The 18,929-nt window shown below is 53.9% G+C and carries 13 protein-coding genes; 7 read left to right on the plus strand and 6 right to left on the minus strand.

Translation table 11 applies throughout. From position 1 onward, the window contains the following. Positions 1-37: 37 nt before the first annotated feature. A complete protein-coding gene (locus HB393_RS03220) occupies positions 38-1,660 on the minus strand; it encodes a hypothetical protein (protein WP_213803723.1) in 1,623 nt (540 codons plus the stop codon). A gap of 277 nt (positions 1,661-1,937) precedes the next feature. Here HB393_RS03220 and HB393_RS03225 point away from each other — a divergent pair, with 277 nt between their 5' ends. From HB393_RS03225 to HB393_RS03240, 4 genes are all read left to right on the plus strand, one after another. Beyond that, positions 1,938-2,555 carry an ECF-type sigma factor gene (locus HB393_RS03225; protein ID WP_213803724.1) on the plus strand — a complete coding sequence of 206 codons (618 nt, stop codon included), beginning with the start codon at positions 1,938-1,940 and terminating at the stop codon, positions 2,553-2,555. Then, a complete protein-coding gene (locus HB393_RS03230) occupies positions 2,552-5,698 on the plus strand; it encodes a serine/threonine-protein kinase (RefSeq protein WP_213803725.1) in 3,147 nt (1,048 codons plus the stop codon). Before HB393_RS03225 ends, HB393_RS03230 begins: the two co-directional genes overlap by 4 nt. A gap of 83 nt (positions 5,699-5,781) precedes the next feature. Then, positions 5,782-6,195, plus strand: coding sequence for a hypothetical protein (locus tag HB393_RS03235; protein ID WP_213803726.1), 414 nt, complete (start codon positions 5,782-5,784; stop codon positions 6,193-6,195). A gap of 67 nt (positions 6,196-6,262) precedes the next feature. Continuing rightward, complete coding sequence (locus HB393_RS03240; RefSeq protein WP_213803727.1) at positions 6,263-7,588, plus strand: hypothetical protein; 1,326 nt, start codon at positions 6,263-6,265, stop codon at positions 7,586-7,588. A 293-nt stretch (positions 7,589-7,881) separates the two neighbouring features. Here the strand turns inward: HB393_RS03240 and HB393_RS03245 are convergent, their stop codons facing one another. The 5 genes from HB393_RS03245 to HB393_RS03265 form a co-directional block, all read right to left on the minus strand. Continuing rightward, positions 7,882-9,120 (minus strand): alpha/beta hydrolase, encoded by a 1,239-nt coding sequence (locus HB393_RS03245; RefSeq protein WP_213803728.1) that lies wholly within the window; start codon positions 9,118-9,120, stop codon positions 7,882-7,884. A gap of 158 nt (positions 9,121-9,278) precedes the next feature. Beyond that, positions 9,279-9,560 (minus strand): GntR family transcriptional regulator, encoded by a 282-nt coding sequence (locus HB393_RS03250; RefSeq protein WP_345945047.1) that lies wholly within the window; start codon positions 9,558-9,560, stop codon positions 9,279-9,281. Between the two features lie 58 nt (positions 9,561-9,618). Beyond that, positions 9,619-12,327, minus strand: coding sequence for an ABC transporter permease (locus tag HB393_RS03255; protein ID WP_218623879.1), 2,709 nt, complete (start codon positions 12,325-12,327; stop codon positions 9,619-9,621). 2 nt (positions 12,328-12,329) lie between these two features. Further along, positions 12,330-12,677, minus strand: a complete 348-nt coding sequence (locus HB393_RS03260; RefSeq protein ID WP_213803730.1) for a PadR family transcriptional regulator — start codon at positions 12,675-12,677, stop codon at positions 12,330-12,332. 238 nt (positions 12,678-12,915) lie between these two features. After that, the gene (locus HB393_RS03265) at positions 12,916-13,065 is read right to left on the minus strand and encodes a hypothetical protein (protein WP_213803731.1); all 150 of its coding nucleotides are present in this window, start codon (positions 13,063-13,065) and stop codon (positions 12,916-12,918) included. 864 nt (positions 13,066-13,929) lie between these two features. Between HB393_RS03265 and HB393_RS03270 the strand changes: the two genes are divergently transcribed. The 3 genes from HB393_RS03270 to HB393_RS03280 are packed head-to-tail and all read left to right on the plus strand — an operon-like array spanning position 13,930 to position 18,895. Then, positions 13,930-17,217 (plus strand): hypothetical protein, encoded by a 3,288-nt coding sequence (locus HB393_RS03270; RefSeq protein ID WP_213803732.1) that lies wholly within the window; start codon positions 13,930-13,932, stop codon positions 17,215-17,217. Continuing rightward, positions 17,214-17,687 (plus strand): hypothetical protein, encoded by a 474-nt coding sequence (locus HB393_RS03275; protein ID WP_213803733.1) that lies wholly within the window; start codon positions 17,214-17,216, stop codon positions 17,685-17,687. Before HB393_RS03270 ends, HB393_RS03275 begins: the two co-directional genes overlap by 4 nt. Next, positions 17,684-18,895 carry a response regulator gene (locus HB393_RS03280; protein ID WP_213803734.1) on the plus strand — a complete coding sequence of 404 codons (1,212 nt, stop codon included), beginning with the start codon at positions 17,684-17,686 and terminating at the stop codon, positions 18,893-18,895. The genes HB393_RS03275 and HB393_RS03280 overlap by 4 nt, the downstream gene beginning before the upstream one ends. The last annotated feature ends 34 nt before the right edge of the window (positions 18,896-18,929 follow it).

Below are 18,929 nucleotides of genomic sequence, written 5' to 3' on the forward strand. Positions count from 1 at the left end.
CCAAGGCAGTCCGCCGCCTGAAGCTGAAATTAAAGCGTTACTTTCCGAATCCCGAGAATGCCTTGATCAGGTTTGTGTTGAAAACCAGCCCAAAGGAGAAGGCAGGGGTGGTTGCAGTTTGCGTCGGCGCTGTTGTTCCTGAGAACAGCGACACCTTGTCTCCATTGCTGCAGCCGGAGGTTGTGCTGGTCGTGGTGATCGTCGTTGTGGTGGTCGTCGTGGTGGTGCCGCTGGCGGTTGTTGAAGTTTGGCTCGTATTGGTTGAGGAAGGTGCCGATGAAAACGACGGGCCAGTCCCGTACCCCGTGCATGCCGTGATGCCTTGCGAAAGCGTCGTCTTGCTGCGCAAGGTAAGACCTGCAAATACCTGGACACCGGGAAAGAATTCATAGCTCGGCGCCGCTGTGAAATTACCGAACGAACTGACCGAGGTGCCCACAAAAATGCCGAATGAACCCTTGGGGCTATAGGCAGATTGCGTGAGTGTTAGCCCGTGTTGGTTCGTTACGGGGTACGTATCATGGCCAAACGGGTACCATGTCAGACCGGCGATTCCGCTGTACTGTTGATTGCTCTGTTTCTGTGACAGAACGTATGACGCTGTCCCGCTGACCGTGCTGACCGTGGTTGAACTGTTTGTTCCTGTATTCACGCCGTTAGTCAGCGTGGTAGTAGATGCGGTGTTAGTCGTTGTGATCACTGTTGGGACAGAGATCACGGAGTAAGCGTTGGAGGGCGCGTTTACGGTGAGTATGCCGCCCCCAGCGGAAAAGTGGATGATCTTGTGCCTCTCCAGCAACACAGTTGCAACCGTGTCGGATCCCTTGCCGGGGCCGTCCCCGGTACCGGTGTCTACCGAAAACGTCACCCTTTCCAGGCTATTGTTCGTCACTTTTGTTGCATCGAGAACATACAGCCGATCCATCGAAGAAAGCTGCACTCCCGCCAGCTTCGCACCTTGGGGGGTAACACCTGTGTCGTCTGGTCCGGTCACAACCACTGACGTTTCGGACATCGAAGAGCCGTCGCCAAACTTTGCGTTGCAGATGAGCACCAGTACCTTTTCCGTGGTGTACACCTTTGCGACAAAGCCCGGATTATTGATTGGACTAAGCGCAACTCCGTCGCCTTCCTCTTTCCAGAAGAGCTTCCCGTGCGTGGAAGAGCTGCTCCTTGCTTTCTTCTTCTGCTCCTGTATTGCCTCCGCATCGTCTGCTGCCGCGTTCAGTTGCGCTTGCTTCGTCTTCCGTGATGTAATATCTGTCTGCAGTGCTGCCTTTTGAGCTTGATCTGTAAGTTTAGTTAACTCCTCTTCTTTATCCTTGATAGTCTGGTGCGCGGCCTCAGCGTCCGCGCGCTTCGTTAGCGCATCCTGCGCCGCCTGCACGGCGTCCAGTCCCGCGCGCACACCCTCCATGTTGTAGATCAAAATTGGATAGTCCCTTTTCCACGGCTTATCGAGAAGCCTGCCTGCGGGGGACATCGTGAACAACGACGCCGAATTTGGACATACAGTTTGGAAGGTCTGGGCCTCCAACTGGAGGCGCGCCATGGAGACGGACAAAACAACAGCAAAACAAACCCAAGAGACGAGCCTGCCTGATACGCGTAGACGAATTCTCATGTCAATCCTCCAAAATGGTTTTTCAAAGCCAGCCATTTGCGCCGCATGACCGGCATGTGAGTGGTTCCACGACGCCGACCAAAGTCGCGACGGTTTATCCGGAAAGGCGTATTCGGCAAGAGCGCAAAGGTTCTACGTTTGCCTTGTCTCTATAAGCGAGAATTTCTAGGAAATGGGGACATCCGTCACAGACGGTCTTAAAAGAACAGATTCGAAAACCTGGTAATCCGCTTCAACTGGTCCCGCGACCGTGATGATATAACCATGGTAGGCCCCTGTCTCGGATGTTTCGTTCGCTTGCAGAGGAGTAAGTATGCTGTCCATCGACGGCCCCTCAGACCATGACATCACCCGCCTGCTCCGAGAGTTACGTACCGGAGGGCCGACGGCCGACGAGAGGCTGATTCGCGCCGTATATAAAGATCTACGACGCCTTGCAGCCAGTTATCTCCGCAAGGAAGGTGACGACGAAAGCCTTCAACCGACCGAACTCGTCAACGAGGCTTACCTTGGTCTTGCGGACAAAGACAAGGTTGCCTGGCAGAACCGCTCCCATTTCTTCGCCGTGTCTGCCAAAATCATGCGCCATATCCTCGTCGACCGCGCACGGGCTCGACTCGCGGCCAAGCGTGGCGATGGCCTGCAACGGGTGGAGCTTGAAGAGACACTTCTCGCTGCACCCGTTACCTCGATTCAGGCGCTGAGCGTACACGAAGCCTTGGAGCGTTTTGAAAAGATCTCTCCGCGCCAGGCACAAATCATAGAGTTACGTTATTTTGGCGGCCGCAGTAACGCCGAAATTGCCGAAATACTAGGAATCGCCGACCGCACGGTGAAACGAGACGTCGCCTCTGCTCTGGCTTGGTTCTTCCGCGAACTGCAGCCATCGAACCGCCGTAGTCCTAAAGCTGGAGGCTTCGCGAGTCAATGACGCCCGCACAATGGGATGTGGCCAAGGAAATCTTTGACGCCGCCATCAGCCTGTCGCCGCATGCGCGCCTCAATTTTGCACGGAATGCCTGCGCCCACGAGCCAGAAGTTTTAAACGAGGTGCAGCAACTTCTCGAGGCCTACGCCTCTGCGCCGAGCAGCTTCCTGAAGCCCATATGGGACGAAAGCTCCGTTGCCACGCCTTCGCTCGAACCTGGTGATGTCATCTCTGCACGATACCAGATCGTCCGCCGCATCGGGGCCGGCGGCATGGGCCAGGTCTACGAAGCTCGCGACCTCACTCTCGACGTTACTGTAGCCCTCAAGATGCTTCGGTCCGACATCGCCGCTGACCCAGAGATGCTCTTCCGCTTCCATCAGGAAGTACGAATTGCCCATCGAGTTACGCACCCCAACGTTTGCCGAACCTTTCATCTCGACCGCGAGATATCACACGTCAGCTCTCACGGAGGCCCACCCACTGATCTCACCTTCATCATTATGGAGTTCCTCGAAGGAGAGACCCTTCAACAACTTCTAAAACGCGAAGGCTGCTTGACCCAGGACCGCGCGCTGGGCGTTATACGGCAGATGGCCGCAGCACTGGAAGCAGCGCACCGGACCGGTGTTATCCACCGCGATATCAAGCCCGGAAACGTCATGATCTGTCCGGCGGCACGGGACAGCTTGCAACCGGTGCGCGTCGTTATAACAGACTTCGGCCTTGCCAAATCCGGCGGTCCTGTGGGCGCTGACCTCTCGTCTGTGAGTCATCCGGGAGCTGCAATTGGCACGCTCTCCTACATGTCGCCCGAGCAACTGCAAGGGCTACCGGTAACCTCTGCCACCGACATCTACGCGTTTGGCCTCGTCCTCTTCGAAGCGGTCACGGGCCGCAAAGCCTTCCCCAATGCATCCACCTTTCCTGGTGCCCTCGAGCGCCTCACCCAACAAGTTCCTTCCGCATGCGGGTTCGTTACCGGTTTGCCCGCTGTCTGGGATGCGGCTATCAGCGGGTGCCTCGCCATTGAACCGACGATGCGGTTCGAGCATGCCAGTGATGTCATCGCAATGTTAGAGGGAGAGAAACTTGCCCGGTCAATTCCGCAACCGCACTTCGCGAAGCGTCTAAGCGTTTCTTCTCCGTTGCAGGGTTTCTGGTATCGCAACAAAATATGGGCGATCTTCTTATCTTTGATACTTTGCGTGGCCCTTCTATGGCGACCGTTCCGCTTATCTAAATCAAGAAGTGATGGAAGAGTCGCACCCGGAACTTTGGTTTACTTGGCTCCGATCCGCAATACAACGGGAGATGCACAGTTGGAGAACGTCATTGAACTCGCACATGCCGGACTTAGTCAGTCCACGCAGATTAACCTGCTCGATCGTGGGAGCGTGGCAGAAATTCTTGGGCAGATGACTAAGCCTCACGATATCACCATCACCGATCCAATCGCCCGGGAGATCGCCATGCGCGCCAACGCATCTCGGATTATCTTCCTCACTCTTTCTCGCTCCGGCAGCCGCCATAACATGACGGTCGAAATCCAGCGTCCCGACCTTACAACACCCTTACGTGTCCGAGAACACTGGACGAAAGTTTTCGAGTGGACTCAGCCATCTCAGCCTCAACCGACTGTGCCGTCCGACCTGCTCGACGCCATTCGCAATGCTACTGACTGGGTCCGTAGCACGGTCGGCGAATCCAGCGGCGATGTCACTTCTTTGAGTGCATCGCCTGAATCCGTCACCACCGACAACTGGGATGCTCTCACAGCATTCCGGCAGGCTGAAAGCTTCGACGCCCAGCATCGCAAGTGGGAAGCCGTTTTAGCGCTTCGTAAAGCAACCGCTTTCGACCCACACTTTGCCCTTGCGTATGCACGCCTTGGCGACATTCTTTTCAACATCAATCGAGATGCCGAAGGCCTCGATGCCTACCGCCATGCGCTCGACGCAAGTACAGACAGAACTCTCTCCAGGCGCGAGCTCGATCGCGTTCAGGGGATGTATGCCATTGACGGCCTAGATTATCTGACTGCTGTCGCGGCTTTCAAGGACTACGCCGCTTTTTACCCAAATGACTATATCGGCTGGGCCTATCCGACCTCCGCGTTACGAGCCCTCGGACGCGATGAGGAGGCTGTAGCCAACCTGCGTCGAGCCGTCGCACTTGCACCGTCCCTCCCATTCCCGATGATCGAGCTCGCGAATGAACTTGCCATCATCGGTCAGCCTGCCGAAGGCCAGACCTGGGTCGAATCTCTCCGCCGCAAAGGTTACGAGACGGCGGCGAAAGAGCTCGAGGTGCGTCTTCGCTTTCTTTCTCTAGACTTCGCTGGAGCGCTCCAGTTTGCGCGCGAACTCGAGGCTTCCAATGACCTTCCGCGCCGTTTAAGGACCTATCGCACCCACCTGAGACTTGCAGCCGAGCTTGACGACTACGACCAGGCAATCCAGGTCGCTAATCAAGGGGTTATCGACAGCCTCGCCTCAGGCGAACAGGCTACTCAGGCTGCCATCCTAGTCGACCGCGCTTCGCTCGAATGTCAACAAGGTCAGATCCAACCCTGTGTCGCCGACATCGACAAAGCCTTGTCCCTCGACGAAGGACTCAATACTCTCAGAGCAGCTGAAGACACCCTTGGTCCCGCCGCCACCTCTGCCGAGACAGGCGAACGAAAACTCATCCGTGTACAACTTGCTCGCCTCGCCAAAGACATCGATCATAACGACTTCGGCTATACCCAGCGCTTCCTCCATACACGTGCCCATGCTGAACTCCTTTTGGCCGACGGCAACATTGACGCTGCTCTCGAGGAGATGCGGCGCGCCGGACGCCTGGACGCTCCAACTGCTAGCCACGAATACCTCGGTCGCACTTTGCTAATCGCCGCCCGTACCTCCAAATTTGCCGCCCACACCCGTCAATTGCGTCAGGAGGCACTTAATACCTTCGCCGTCGTTGCCCGTTCCCCTCGGGCCGCCGTGCTCAGACCGTGGGATAAGCCTCCAGGGACCCTGTCCACACAGACCGCTACGTACCTTCAGATTGCGCGTGCCCTCCGTGAACCTGCTCTGGGTATTTCCAAGGACTTCAGTTTGTACGCTCACTTACGACCACACGCTCTCAGTCCAAAGTAACAACCAATCGTGTTCACACCTCCTCTCCCCATCAACTTAAATTAAAAACCCGGCGCACAGTCGCCAGAAACGAGAATTTGATCATGAAAACGAAAAAGGTACTCGACAAGGATAGCGCTGAAGCACTGATTCTCCTGTGGGCCATGGTCACTACGCGCGCCGATTGGCTCTTGGGCGCTCAGGAGGAACATTTCGAAGCCCTGGACATGGCACTGAATCTCACGCCGGGTTTCAGCAGTTACTTGTGGTGCGCAGCAAAATCGGACACATCTGTTCCCGCGGCAGCAACCTTCTTCAAAAATTTCGTTGCTGGAAATTTCAGGTCAGCATGCACGAAGCCTGACACCGCAACTGTTGACCCCTGGAGTACAGATGGATGCAGGATGCTCGGCAATTATGTCCAGATTCTAAATCCCGATATCGACCTCGACACATTTCCGGACATCGTAACGGCTGAAGTGCCCTTTACTGCGTCGAGGAAAAGCTCTACCCGTTAGAGAACCGATTCACCCGGCCGATCTCCTACACTGGTGGGATCGGCCCCACCCCTGTCGAGGCGAAGCCATGCTTTTGAAAACCGTACTATCGTCGGTCGCCACGTTGCTTCTCTGCGCAGCCTTGCATTCCTGTGTGCCGACCTCGCAGTCCCCCTTCGAAGCGCGGAGAGTTGCCGCAACACCACCGACAACCGATGAACTCGTCTCCTCGCAGGAAGGGAAGTTCGGCAGGCCCGTTGCCTGGGATGAATTTAGTTGGAAAATCTTCGCCTCCATCTCACATACGTTTTCCCCTTGCACGATCAAAACTCCAAAGGGCAACCTTGAAGAAAATGACGTACTCTGGGAGCGCTGGGCGGATAACGACACTACGTTTTCCGTGGCGGCGCAACCGTTTCCTAGCACCGATCCCAATTCCGGCGGCTCCTGTCCCATCTCTCACCGGAAGTTTCAAAGAGACGAGTTGAGGTTGCTCTTAGACAATCCTCGAAAACGACAAGCTAACTCCGGCGGAGCTGAGAAACAAAACCCTACGATTCCCGCCGATGCCATTGAAGCGGTCTACCGAAACAGGCTTGCCTTTGACATCCTGAATGGTTTCCGCACTAGGAAGAAGCTACTTAAGGCTGTCGGTGACCTTCCTAAACCCGAAACGGGGAAAGTTACGTATGACTCCATCTTCGACTTGCCTTCCGGCGCTATCCAGGTCAAATCTCAATGGACGCCTCTGCCGGAGTGTGGCTCCGCAGATATCATGTGCCAGCAGACCAACTCTACTTTTCACACTACCTACGATACAAACGGACGCCTTATGGGACTGGTGGGGCTCCACGTCATGACGAAGCTCCATCCTTTGCCAAAGCAAGAAGGACTTTGGATATGGTCTACGTGGGAATGGGCAGGCGATAGCAACTTTCCAACCAGACCAAGCGGCAATGCCGGGCGCTGCGACATTATCGGTTGTAACGACACCTTCGGTCATCCAACTCCCGAGCAATCACAGCAAGGGGCAACTCATCCTCCACAGGGCTCCCAATACATTCCGGGCATCGTCTCCCAGAATCTCAATGATCTCTTCACCGCTTATCAGCTGGCACCAGTATGGAAAAATTATCGGCTCAAAGGTACCCAGACTTCGTACGATAACCCTGCGAAGCTCGGAAACTCCCAGATCGAAGGCAGATACATACCCACCTCGTCCTGTGTAACTTGTCATAATCGCGCCAGCGTAAACAACCAAGGCAACGATGTGATCGGAGGTCGCAAGATTCGGATACTAGACAAAAATACTGCTCAGACGGGCCCCATGAAGGACGAATACTTTACCGATTTGCACCCGATCCAGATTTTCTACCGGACGGACTCAGTCTGGTCGATCATTCATGTTCAATGATGATTCGCCAGCGTTGCCGATTGGCTTGCACAAGATTCTCGATTGAGGCTGACAGACCCAAGGATGTCATCGATGAAAGAGTTAGTAATCGGAAACGTGCCAGGGTCTAGGTGTGCCATTGTGCGCATTTCGCTGCGGCAATCCACTTGAGAGTATGGTCGGTTTTCCGGGCAAGTGACCCTTGGCTCAACTGTCGCAAACAAGCCAAAACATGTTTCCAGCCGAATACGTCGTCGAAACGCGAGTTGACGATTTCGTATAAACCAAGCTTGCGGCATGCATGTTGCCTGGTACTAACGGGGCGTTTCGCTCTTCGGCAGTCCATCTACAAATCGGCTGATCAGCGAAAGTATTTCGGCCTCATCTGACAGAAAAATGTAGTGTGTGGCGTTGGGAATCACCACGATCTCGGCCTTCCGCTGCTTGTGCCAAATTTCGAGTTGTCCCTGCTTCCGGCTAGCCTCTTGCGCCTTGTAGGCCGCGAGTTTTGCGGGATCATGTGTAACACCGATGCTTAGAGCATTCGGATACGGGACGATTACGAGTGCCCGGGTGTCTACGGAGCTAAATTGCTCCTTGTCAAACTCGTGCACTCTCTTGGCACTGGGGTGGACCATCCGTGCTCCGACTGCCCCGTCTGCCGTGATTTCGTAAAGCTGCCTGATCTCGTCCTCAGGCAGAATGCCGCCGTAATACCCAACAAAATACTTTTGAAATGTTGCAATGCTCGATCGATCCGATTGGGTCGGTGAGGGTGACTCCGCCCCTTCAACTTCGTCGCGAAGATCTTGCAGGTTGCGCCGGTAGCGGGTTTCGTCAGCAAGCGTTTTCACGATGGTGGCATCGTCGAACTCATTGTGAGCAAGTCGGGAAAGATCCTCTTGCAATTCAACCCGGTCGGTATCGATGTCTCCGTGCTCGGGGTTGTAAAGAGCGAAAGGACCACCTGCGTCGAGGTAGACGAGCGCTGCTGCCCGCCCTGGATGGTATTTGGAGACCGCACTCATTTCCTGGCCAGCTATCGAATGGCCGATCAACACTGGATCGGTGAGACTCAGGGCATCAAGAACCGCGACGACATCGTCTCCGGACCGTCTTGCTGTATATCCACTCGAAGGTGAAGATGACACGCCGGCTCCGCGCCTGGTGATTCCATAAACGTGAAAATGCTTAGCGAGCTTAGGCGCAAGAATTGCAAACACATGGGCTGTGTTGCCGCCCCCCGCAAGCAGCACAAGGTTACGGCCTGAACCACCCCAGTCCATGACTTCGAGCTTTACATCGGGCGAAACAGCGACAAACTGCTGCCGTGGGGGCGTGTTCGATACCACAGGCGCTCGCTGCGCCATGCAGGCGGTCAACGAGCTAACGAGGAGCATCGACAACCACTCAGTCTTCGCGCTCCGTCGCTTCGTTAGAATCACTTTGTGCGGGTCGACAGCAGTCATGGTCTGAGGATAAGCTTTTGCTTTGGGAGAAATGGAAACCCTGCGAACCACATCAGTACCGACAAGTCGGCCAGTGTCCTCCAATCTGCCTCGACTGATCTTTGATAGTCGATATCAGGTCAATAGTGTTTCCAGAGCCGACATGCGTCGAATTGTGACTTGGCGATTTATCACAAGCGAACATCCCACAACCGTCAGTTTTGATTAAGGAGAGAGCGCTTGCATGCTCAGACAACATGCAGCTAAACTGCAGCCCTTCCAACAAATGTGCCGCGCCCCCTATCGCGAATGATGTAACCCTCCATGCGAAGCTCGTAAAGAGCCTGCCTCACCGTCAGGCGGCTGACTTGAAATGCGGCCCCCAGCCGCGTCTCCGATGGAATCAGATCACGGGTGGCAAGGTCACCATGTTCAATGCGATCCAATACGAGGTCTTTGATCTGCCGATATAGGGGAACGAAGCTCTGGCGATCGAGCCTGCAATCCGTAATCGCCAATCTCGCTGGCGGGGTTTCATGGTGCACCAAGATTTCCTCCTCTTCACAGTAAGCCGTTCGCATTACGTTTTTCTGCGTGATGCTGCTAGTCCCCACGCAAGGCGATGATGGGGTTGATCTTCGCTGCGCGCATGGCGGGGAGAGCGGATGCAGCGAGCGCAAACGACAACATGGCGACGGCAGATAGTGTCAGCACAAGTGGATCGAAAGGGCTGACTCCAAAGAGAAACGTACGCAGCAGGTGAGATACAGCGGTTGAGGTGAGCAGACCCAGGAGACATCCAACGGCGCCGAGCTTCACTGCCGAGGTAAGAACAAGGTGGAGTACTCCCGTGCGCTGGCAGCCGAGCGCCATGCGTATCGCCAACTCCTGCTCTCGCAAGGCAACCGAGAAAGCGATGACGCTGTAAATCCCCAGCACGGCCAGCAGCAACGCAATTATCGCGAAGGATGAAATCAACACCGTGTTGAACAGGCGTGGAGCTTCGCTCTCCGAGATCACACTCTCCATCGTCTGCATGTCGACCAGGGGGAGCTGAGGATCGATCTTTCGGGCGGCGGCCACAAACGGGTTCTCCAACTGCTCCGGAGGAGTCTCGGTATGCAGGACGATACATCCGTAGGTTCCGGTCAGTTCACCGGCCGGAGCAAACGCTCCTTCCGAGATGACCTGTTGGGTTACAGGCTGATAGAACTGTTCTGCTGTCTCGCCGTCGGCCGATCCCAGCTTGACGTCATCCACGACTCCCACGACGGTCAGCCAGGGAGTCGGCGTCTCCGGCATCCCGCGGCGCAGCCTTTTTCCGAGAGGGTTCTCGCCGGGCCAGTAGTGCTCGGTCAGCTTCCGGTTCACGATCGCGACGAGTTGGGAGTCTGCCTTGTCCGACTCCGTAAATACTCGTCCGCGCAACAAGCGGATGCCGAGCGCCTGGAAGGGATCACCCTGCAACAGCGATACCGTTGCCATATTCAGTTCCGCGTCTTTGCGAGGGACAACGCCCTCCACGGTGATTGCGATTCCTCCGTTATTCCCTGAGCCGGGCCGTGAGGAGGTTATACCTGCGGCTTTGACTCCGGGCAGTTGCCGCAGACTGCGCAGCAGATCGTTCGTCACGTTGTCGATTCCGAACTGTGTCGCATACCGCTCTTTGGGGAGGACATAGTATGCGGTGAGCGTGTGATCCACCCGAAATCCGGGATCGATCTGACGCATCTTTTCGAAGCTGCGCAGGAGAAGCCCAGAGGCCGTCAACAAGACCAGGGCCACTGCGATCTCCGCGATGACGAGCGCGGAACGGAGCCTTCCGTGTCCACTTCCTGCGGTGCCGGTTCTTCCACCCTCCTTCAGGGTGTCGTTGACGCTGGTCCGTATGGCCGCGAATGCAGGCGCCAGGCCGCAGACCAGACCGATCAAAATAGCCAGCGCGAGAGCAAAGCCTACCACGGGCCAATCCAGCGTAATCTCACGAATTCTCGGCAAGGTCTCCGGCAGGAGGCTGATGCCGATCCGGATGCAGGCGGTAGCGAAGACCAATCCGACGAGGCCTCCCGCGATGCTCAGCGCCAGGCTTTCCACCAGCGCCTGCCGTAACAGCATCCCGGTACTCGCTCCCAGGGCAAGGCGGACGGCGATCTCTCTTCTTCTCCGGATCGAGCGCACCAGAAGGAGACCGGCCAGATTCGCGCATGCGATCAGCAAAACCGTCACGACCGCAATCAGTAACGTGTGCACCAGCGGACGGGCCTGTGTCACGGTGTCTTCATGCAGGAGTTTTACCTGCGATTGAATGCGCAGGCTCCGCATAAATCCCGGGTAGTTCCTCATCGTCTCTTCGGCGACGAGCTGGGCATCTCTCTGTGCTTGTGCTGGCGTAACGCTGGGTTTGAGACGGCCTGCCATGCGAAAGTTCCACGATGCCGCGTAGCCCGCGGTGAACTCTTCCGGGCGCAGGCTCAGCGGAATCCAAAGTTCACTGCTGTTTAAATGCCCCGGCACCAGGGGAAATTCAAAATCGCGAGGCATGATGCCGATCACGAGATAGGGTTGGCGATCCAGAAGGATCTTCGTGCCAAGAATCTTCTCATCTCCATGAAAGCGGTTGCGCCACATGGTATAACTCAAGACGACGACCGTCTGATGCTGGTCGTCTTCCTGCTGGGTGAACCAGCGGCCCATCAGTGGGTCCGTAGCCAACGCCGAAAATATTTCACCACTCATTCTCGTCGCATAGATGTGCACGGGATCGCCGACGCCGGCCAACTCGCGACCGATTCGCTGATAGCCGCCGAGATGGAGAAAGCTGTGCGTGTCCCGCATGTAGTTGCGGACGTCCGGCGGGGTGACAGTAGGCTGGGTCCAATGCGATCCGACGAGGTCATCGCCAAGGATGACGAGGCGATCGGGATCGGCGAACGGAAGCGGACGCAGGAGAACTCCCTCGACGATCGAAAAGACGGCTGTCGTCGCGCCAATTCCGAATGCCAGCATAAGGATCGCCGTGAGCGTGAAGCCCGGGGACTTCCGCAGGTGGCGCAGGGTGTACCGAATGTCCATCACGATGGTGGCCAGCCCTTGGAAGGCTCGTTCGTCGCGGTGCAGTTGCTTCGCCTGCTCTACTCCTCCATAGGCGCGCCGGGCGGCGCGGCGAGCTTCCTTCGGAGTCATCCCCTGACCCAAGAAGTCGTCTTCCAGCAACTGAAGATGAGCTGCGATCTCCCGGTCCAGCTCGGCCTCTGTGCTGGAGTTAGTGAAAAGGCTAAGGAACCTGAGAAAAATTCGCCTTAGGTCTTTCATCTTTAGAGCTCCTCGACAAGAAGCTTTTCGACGAGCCCGGACATTCTTCTCCACCGCTGCGTCTCTTCCCCAAGCGCCTTCTGGCCAGTTCGAGTAATCGCGTAGTACTTCGCTTCCCGGTTGTTTTCCGTTTTCCCCCAGGTTCCTTTGATCCATCCGTACTGCTCGAGACGCACAAGCGCTGGATAGAGCGTGCCCTGATTGAGGCTGAGAAGATTGCCGGATACGTGCTCCAACCGGCTCGCTATCTGATAGGCGTGCTGTGATCCCATGCTGACAAGCGTACGAAGGACAATCAGGTCCAGCGTCCCCTGAAGAAGTTGAATTGGTTCGTTCTCTTTACTTGGCATCCAAGTGCTCCCTTGATGAGGCTCGTCCTTCGAGCACTTGTTTGTCAAGTGAAATATTGATGAGCAATGCGATGACGAGAATTGTCCATTTGCGGCACCTGTCTTTACGCCTTATAGATAGCCTTTTATTTTGATTTAGCTAGTTTGGATTGAAGTCAATTGGCGTGAACAGGGCATTCCGCGTTCCCAGATCAGATGTGCTCGAACGTGCCTAGGCGATTTATCACTTACCAAGAACCTAGGTTGGCCAGCCGATGCCATGAGCTGCGATGCGCTCTTCAACTGGGCAGAAAATAGCTTGTAGATCTCCCATAGCTTGCTTGCGTATCAGCGGCACCAGTTCGTCGAGGCTACCCGCACTGTTCTGCGCCGCAATCGAGAGCGACATGGGATGAACGACCAGTGCAAGGCGACAAACCGGGCGGCTTTCATGAGGCGGTTGTTCGTTGCGATAAGTGCGGCCTCGGTACCTGCTTTGTCTGGCGGCGAAAAAGAATCACCTGACCGAAGCTCAATGAAATCATCTAAGAGGCCCGGAAGGTTGGTCCATCGAAGACCTGACATTGACCAACGGAATTGTGGAGTCGTGATGCCCATCTGGTGAGAGCTTAGTTACGGCGACGATACTGCGGGCTGAAGTCTTCGAGCGAATGCGCTCAACTGCGTCTTTCAGGGGTGGTCCGAGTCCTGCGTCAGGCGACCGGCTCTCAACTGGTGCGTACAGGCCAATTCACGTTTCTAGTCGCCAAAAGACCGTCGAATCACGCATTGGCAATTTGCCTCAATGGACTATGCAGAGCATTGCCGAAAATTTCCATATTCGGCTATTCCAATTGCTTTTCAAGGCCCCGTTGCAGAGGGCTATTCAACACTCTGTCTGGGACGTTTTCTAAAAATAGGCAAGTGCCTTAGAATCTGCAACTTTTGTCCCGGAAGATTGCGGAAAATGCGAGATGCTTCCCCATGACAACTATAGGACGACAGAGCCCAAAAACAATGTTCCGAAAGGGTGGGTTTCTGACATGCTTGCGAGAGGAAGATCCCGAAGGCAAAAACTGGATAAATCATCGATTGCCATTGCATCGGTATCGATTAACACCGAGCATCTTCGACCTGAAATATACCTTATGTTATGTATTCGAAAGCAGCATAGAAGTCGCAAAGCTAAGTGAGCAATTCGATATGCCTGGCAATGAAGGGGTCGTGTATTCTTGTCACGACACTTCACATGATCTCGGAGGCTGGGACTGACTTGGCTGAAAGCTCGATCCCACGCACCTTCAAGAACGCCATTGCGGGAGCAGAAAACCCCCATTACGCGCTGTCTGCGTTGCGTCCGAAACTCCCGGTCATACAATATCGACCCCTCCTCCAGTTCTTGCCCTCGGTCGCGCGTAGAGGCGCGCAATCTGCGCGGCTCGCTCGGGGTAAGTTCTCAGGCTTGTCGAGCAACGGTTTCATTTCCGCTTTAGGCGTGCCGTTTCCAAAGTCTTATAGCGACCTCATGAGAGCCCAAAACACACTCTCGCCACTCCCGATCGAAAACGAACTTCTTTGGATGTCAGAACGAATTGGGCTGGCCGGCCAACAAATTTCTGAGTTTGTCTCTCGAAAACAGGCCATAGAAGCGGCAATCCTCGCCGGAAGTGCATCGGAGATCCTAGAGTTGCTCGACATACTAGAGAACGATCGAGGCAAATCATTTTTCCTAATCGAAACGCGACTGGCTATTCTGCAAAATTTCAAAGGGCTTGAGGCGCAGAAGAAATATCTACAGACCATCCGGAGCGCGTGGAATCGAGGTATCACTCCTTTCGTCGCCTATCATGTGAGTCAGAAACTTGAGTTCGCGACGAATCCGCTTGCTTTTCCGGAGCGATTCGTCTCGGTACTCAATCGATCAGAGATCCCGCGGGGGATGTTTGAGTACCTTCTATATCGAGTACTCCGCCACACACCGACCCGCGATCTCTGGCCCGTGATTCTCACCTGGGAAGAAAATGCTCCACTGATCGATCAATATGAGACTCTGATCACGGCCCTGTGCAGCTGCGCGAAATCACCCGAAACCATAGCGCCGTCCCTGGCTGTACTGAGAAATAACGTCAAGGATCCACGAATCGATCGGCTCTTGGTTTTGACGGGGCAAGTCCCCCTAAGAGAAGGTATGGCTGTGAACGAGGTTCGTATCAGAGAGAAGATAGACTCGGATCATCCCGAAGAAGCCCTTAGAGAGCTTTTAGAAGATCCAGTTCTATCCGTCACGTCTCACACCATCCCCCTAGAAGCGATCTGCCGAGCAGACCTTCCCATTGTGCCGGAACAACAGAGTTACGTGGTTGGCACACGAGACTATATAGTCGATCATTTGGCTAGAGTTATTCGCAAAGAAAACGAAAGCTACGAAGATTCTCTTCTCGACTTAGTACGCTTCACCGACGCATTCGCATCGTTTTCGATGAGCAGAATTACAAAACCAGAAATGTTTAGTGCTGCATCGGATCTGTCTTTCGACATTGGGGAGGATCTCGTTGAATCGTTTGTCTCTGATAGCGGACTGTCGCCTCAATACCTTCCGATCCTTCCGCCTGACGCAAGGCAGTCGCTAATCGAAGATGCCTCTCACTATGGTGTACTTCTTACCCCGTCTTTGGGACGGAGTGCGCAAACTTCTCGCCGCGTTCATAACGTAAACAAGAGATCTGAGTTAAACCAACTTCTTAATCAAGACGAAATTGAACTGGCGATTGAGCGTATAGCTTCCTCGTACATGTTGAGTCCCCACATACTTCGTATGTTGCCTGTCCGTCGCGCAGTCGGAGCAATCGGCGATAATGCAGCTTCGTCCCTTAAGCCAATCCTCGCGTTAGCGATAGTGTATGACCTGTACCTTCGCTTCATCGGTGATGATCGTCCCTACATTAGGAGCGATGCATACGAGGACTTTTTGTCAAGCAAAGGGTGTGACCGCCCATCGCAATTGCGACTTCCCTTAGAAGGTGAAGACGTAAATCGTGTGATCTACTTTTTGCGATACATTTGTATACCCGAAGTGATGCACGATTCAAATGCTTTCCGTTCCTCGCGGGAGCTATTAGAAGAACGCCTCCGCGTGTTGTCCATCCTTCGTGCGAATGACAATGACAACGCTGCTGATTATGATACCGAAATCCGCGACATTACCAGATTCCAGATTGTTCAGCAAGGGCTCCTTCACGTCGAGAGAAGCAAATTTGCAATCAATAGCCAGCCTATTCGTAAATGGGCCGACAAGAATCTCAGAGAGAGCTACCAACGAACTCGAGACCTCGCCAGTGTGAGCCAAATTGAACCTTCGAGGACCCAAGTAGACGATGAAAGTCTGCTAAAGACCCCTATCGACGAACTCACCGATGTGAACCACGAAGCGCTAACGCGTTTTATCGAGGAGGCGTACACCAATTCTTTTTACGGACTTGACTCCTACCTCAGCATGCGCGCACGACACGGATCATTTTCGGGTCACGTCAGAGCGGTCCTGGAAGAGGAGCGTATTATCACATCGAGAGATGCAAGAACAGAAGAATATAAGTCCAATGACTTGTGGCTTCATCGTCTTTCCCTCGATCCATGGAACGCCGAAAAGCTCGATGGTTTTCTGCGAGACTTTTCTAGACAATTTGACCAAGTCGTGAAAAAGTTTGCAGACGATCGACTTCAGATAAAGACTCACGAAAAACCAAATGGTCTATTTCAATACACAGTGACAGATCTTGACTCGGTATTGCTCGTCGCCTCCGCCGCTCCTCCCAATGCTTTCGAGAGATATGTAGATCAATGTCTCGCGGTGTTTTGGGATAATGTCGAAGTCTCCACCGCAGGGGTTCGCGCGGCTATCGACGCAGAATTGAAGCCGAATCTCGAAAGGATAGTTCGTGACCTCATCACCTCTTTGGAAAAGATGCGGTCTTCTCCTCTTGAGCTTGAAGATCTGATAAATGCTGTTCGTCGAGCTCAGACGAACCTGCATTCTTCTATTGACACGCTGAAGGATTGGTTTCACGTTCACGAGGTTCTGCCCGATCGCGTGTATTCGATGGATGAAGTGATTGACATCGGTCTGAAACAGGTCAAGAAGCTTCATCCGGACTTCGATCCGAGTGTAGAACGGGAAGTTAGCTATAGTCTTGGGATCATTGAGTTGCCCAGATTCTCCGACATTTTCTTTATCATTTTCGAGAATATTCAGCGTCATGCCGGCGTCGGTCATCGTCCGTATGTGCGCATTCGAGCAGCGCACGAGGAAGGTCGCTTCACGCTCTTGGTTGAGAACGAAATGCAACCATGGGATGGGATCGCAGAGCGACTTGGGAAATTGCGGTCGGTCATTGCTGCGGGACAATTTCAGCGCGTTGTTAGCTCGGAGGGTGGTACCGGCCTAGTGAAACTTTGGAACACGCTGAGTACCGATAAAGCAACGCTCAATTTCGCAGCAGCTGATGATCGCTTCACTGTAGAACTTTCAATTCCCGTCATTGAGTTTGATGGAGGCCATACATGAATCTACGGATTCTTCTGATTGAGGACGACGAAAATAAAAGGTCTCAGATACTGAGATTCATTCAAGATAATTGGAAGGACATACCCGTTGAAACTGCATCTTCTTTCCAAACCGGACTTCAAAAGTTTAAGGATCACGATTTTAGCTTCGTGATCCTCGACATGACGTTGCCAACTTATGAAGTTGGACCTGAGGAGGATGGTGGCGAATTGAGACAACTGGGGGGGCAGGAATTTCTGAGGAGGATGAAGCGAGTTCAGTGTCTAGTCCCAACAGTAATCGTGACTCAATATGAGACGTTCGGATCGGGTCGTGATCGGTTCGATTTAGCGAGTCTGAGGGAGACGCTCAATGAAAAATATGGCTCGTTCTGTAAAGGCGTCATCTACTACAACAGTGCGTTAGATAGCTGGAAACAGGAATTGAAAGATTTGATTAACGCAGCTCACATCGTTGAGGGCGAAGCATGAAGGCTTTGATTGTTGAAGACGACTCGAACAAACTTCAATCTGTAGCAAATGTATTAAGGCAATCGGTCTCAGGTGAAATCGAAATTGAAACTGCCAATGATGTCGGGCAGGCTAAGCGGCTTCTGACGCAACATCAATTTGATATCGCTGTGCTCGACATCTCCCTGCCCATTATGCCGGGAGAAGACTCTACCGCGCTGGCTGGCCTAGATCTCATGGAGGAGGTTTCACGACGACAGAGATATAAGAAGCCTGGTCACATTGTAGGTCTTACTGCATATCCCGATCTTTACAGTACTGCTCTTCCTCGATTCAAGGATGAACTTTGGAGTCTCATTCACTTTGATCCGACAAGTGATCTCTGGGCAGAACAAATCTCTCGGAAGATACGGTATATCGAAATCTCTCTGAAGTCGACGACTCTGCCGCCGTATCAAAGTGATCTTTGTGTGATCGCCGCCCTTCGCGACCCAGAACTGAAAGCGCTTTTGCGCCTACCTTGGGGATGGCGTGATCTGTCTATTGACGGAGACGCAACTCTATATCACGAGGGTCGTTATACTGGTCTACGGGGTGAACGCAGGGTGCTTGCTGCTCACGCACCTCAAATGGGTATGACGGCCGCTGCGATTCTCGCAACCAAGATGATCCATGGTTTTTCACCAAAATATATCGCGATGGTGGGCATTTGTGCGGGTGTCCGTGGGGTCTGCAATTTTGGTGATGTGATTTGCGTCGACCCTTGTTGGGATTGGGGAAGCGGCAAGTTTGTTGATCGTTCGGGAACTTCGGAATTTCTCCAAGCTCCGAGTCAGCTACGACTCGATACCTTTATACGTGCGAGGCTAGATTCCATGTGTGGTGAGCAGGAACTCTGGGATCGAATTAAGAGCGAGTGGGATCTGACGAAAGCTCCTACTACGGCCTTGAAGATGCATATTGCTCCTCTAGCTTCAGGATCAGCTGTTCTGTCGGATCTGATCACGGCGGGGAGTATTAAAGAGCAGCATCGACAACTCGCGGGAATAGACATGGAAGCTTACAGCGTGTTCGCCGCGGCTGCTGAGTCTGTTTTGCCCCAGCCTAAGGCATTCGTATTGAAAAGTGTAGTAGATTTTGCTGATCCCAAGAAGAGTGATAACTATCGCGACTACGCTTCGTTCACTAGCGCCAAGGCACTCGAAGAATTTGCGAACCGTTACATCTAGTATTTCCAGATTGACACAAGTACGGCTAAAGTCG

The organism is Granulicella sp. dw_53, from assembly GCF_018449545.1.
In the GTDB taxonomy this organism is placed as follows: Bacteria; Acidobacteriota; Terriglobia; order Terriglobales; family Acidobacteriaceae; genus Edaphobacter.

What these genes read in the sequence shown, in the direction of transcription:
- HB393_RS03220 (WP_213803723.1), bottom strand. Translation starts at nt 1,660, where the DNA reads ATGGCTGGCTTTGAAAAACCATTTTGGAGGATTGACATGAGAATTCGT.
- HB393_RS03225 (WP_213803724.1), top strand. Translation starts at nt 1,938, where the DNA reads ATGCTGTCCATCGACGGCCCCTCAGACCATGACATCACCCGCCTGCTC.
- HB393_RS03230 (WP_213803725.1), top strand. Translation starts at nt 2,552, where the DNA reads ATGACGCCCGCACAATGGGATGTGGCCAAGGAAATCTTTGACGCCGCC.
- HB393_RS03235 (WP_213803726.1), top strand. Translation starts at nt 5,782, where the DNA reads ATGAAAACGAAAAAGGTACTCGACAAGGATAGCGCTGAAGCACTGATT.
- HB393_RS03240 (WP_213803727.1), top strand. Translation starts at nt 6,263, where the DNA reads ATGCTTTTGAAAACCGTACTATCGTCGGTCGCCACGTTGCTTCTCTGC.
- HB393_RS03255 (WP_218623879.1), bottom strand. Translation starts at nt 12,327, where the DNA reads ATGAAAGACCTAAGGCGAATTTTTCTCAGGTTCCTTAGCCTTTTCACT.
- HB393_RS03260 (WP_213803730.1), bottom strand. Translation starts at nt 12,677, where the DNA reads ATGCCAAGTAAAGAGAACGAACCAATTCAACTTCTTCAGGGGACGCTG.
- HB393_RS03265 (WP_213803731.1), bottom strand. Translation starts at nt 13,065, where the DNA reads ATGTCGCTCTCGATTGCGGCGCAGAACAGTGCGGGTAGCCTCGACGAA.
- HB393_RS03275 (WP_213803733.1), top strand. Translation starts at nt 17,214, where the DNA reads ATGAATCTACGGATTCTTCTGATTGAGGACGACGAAAATAAAAGGTCT.
- HB393_RS03280 (WP_213803734.1), top strand. Translation starts at nt 17,684, where the DNA reads ATGAAGGCTTTGATTGTTGAAGACGACTCGAACAAACTTCAATCTGTA.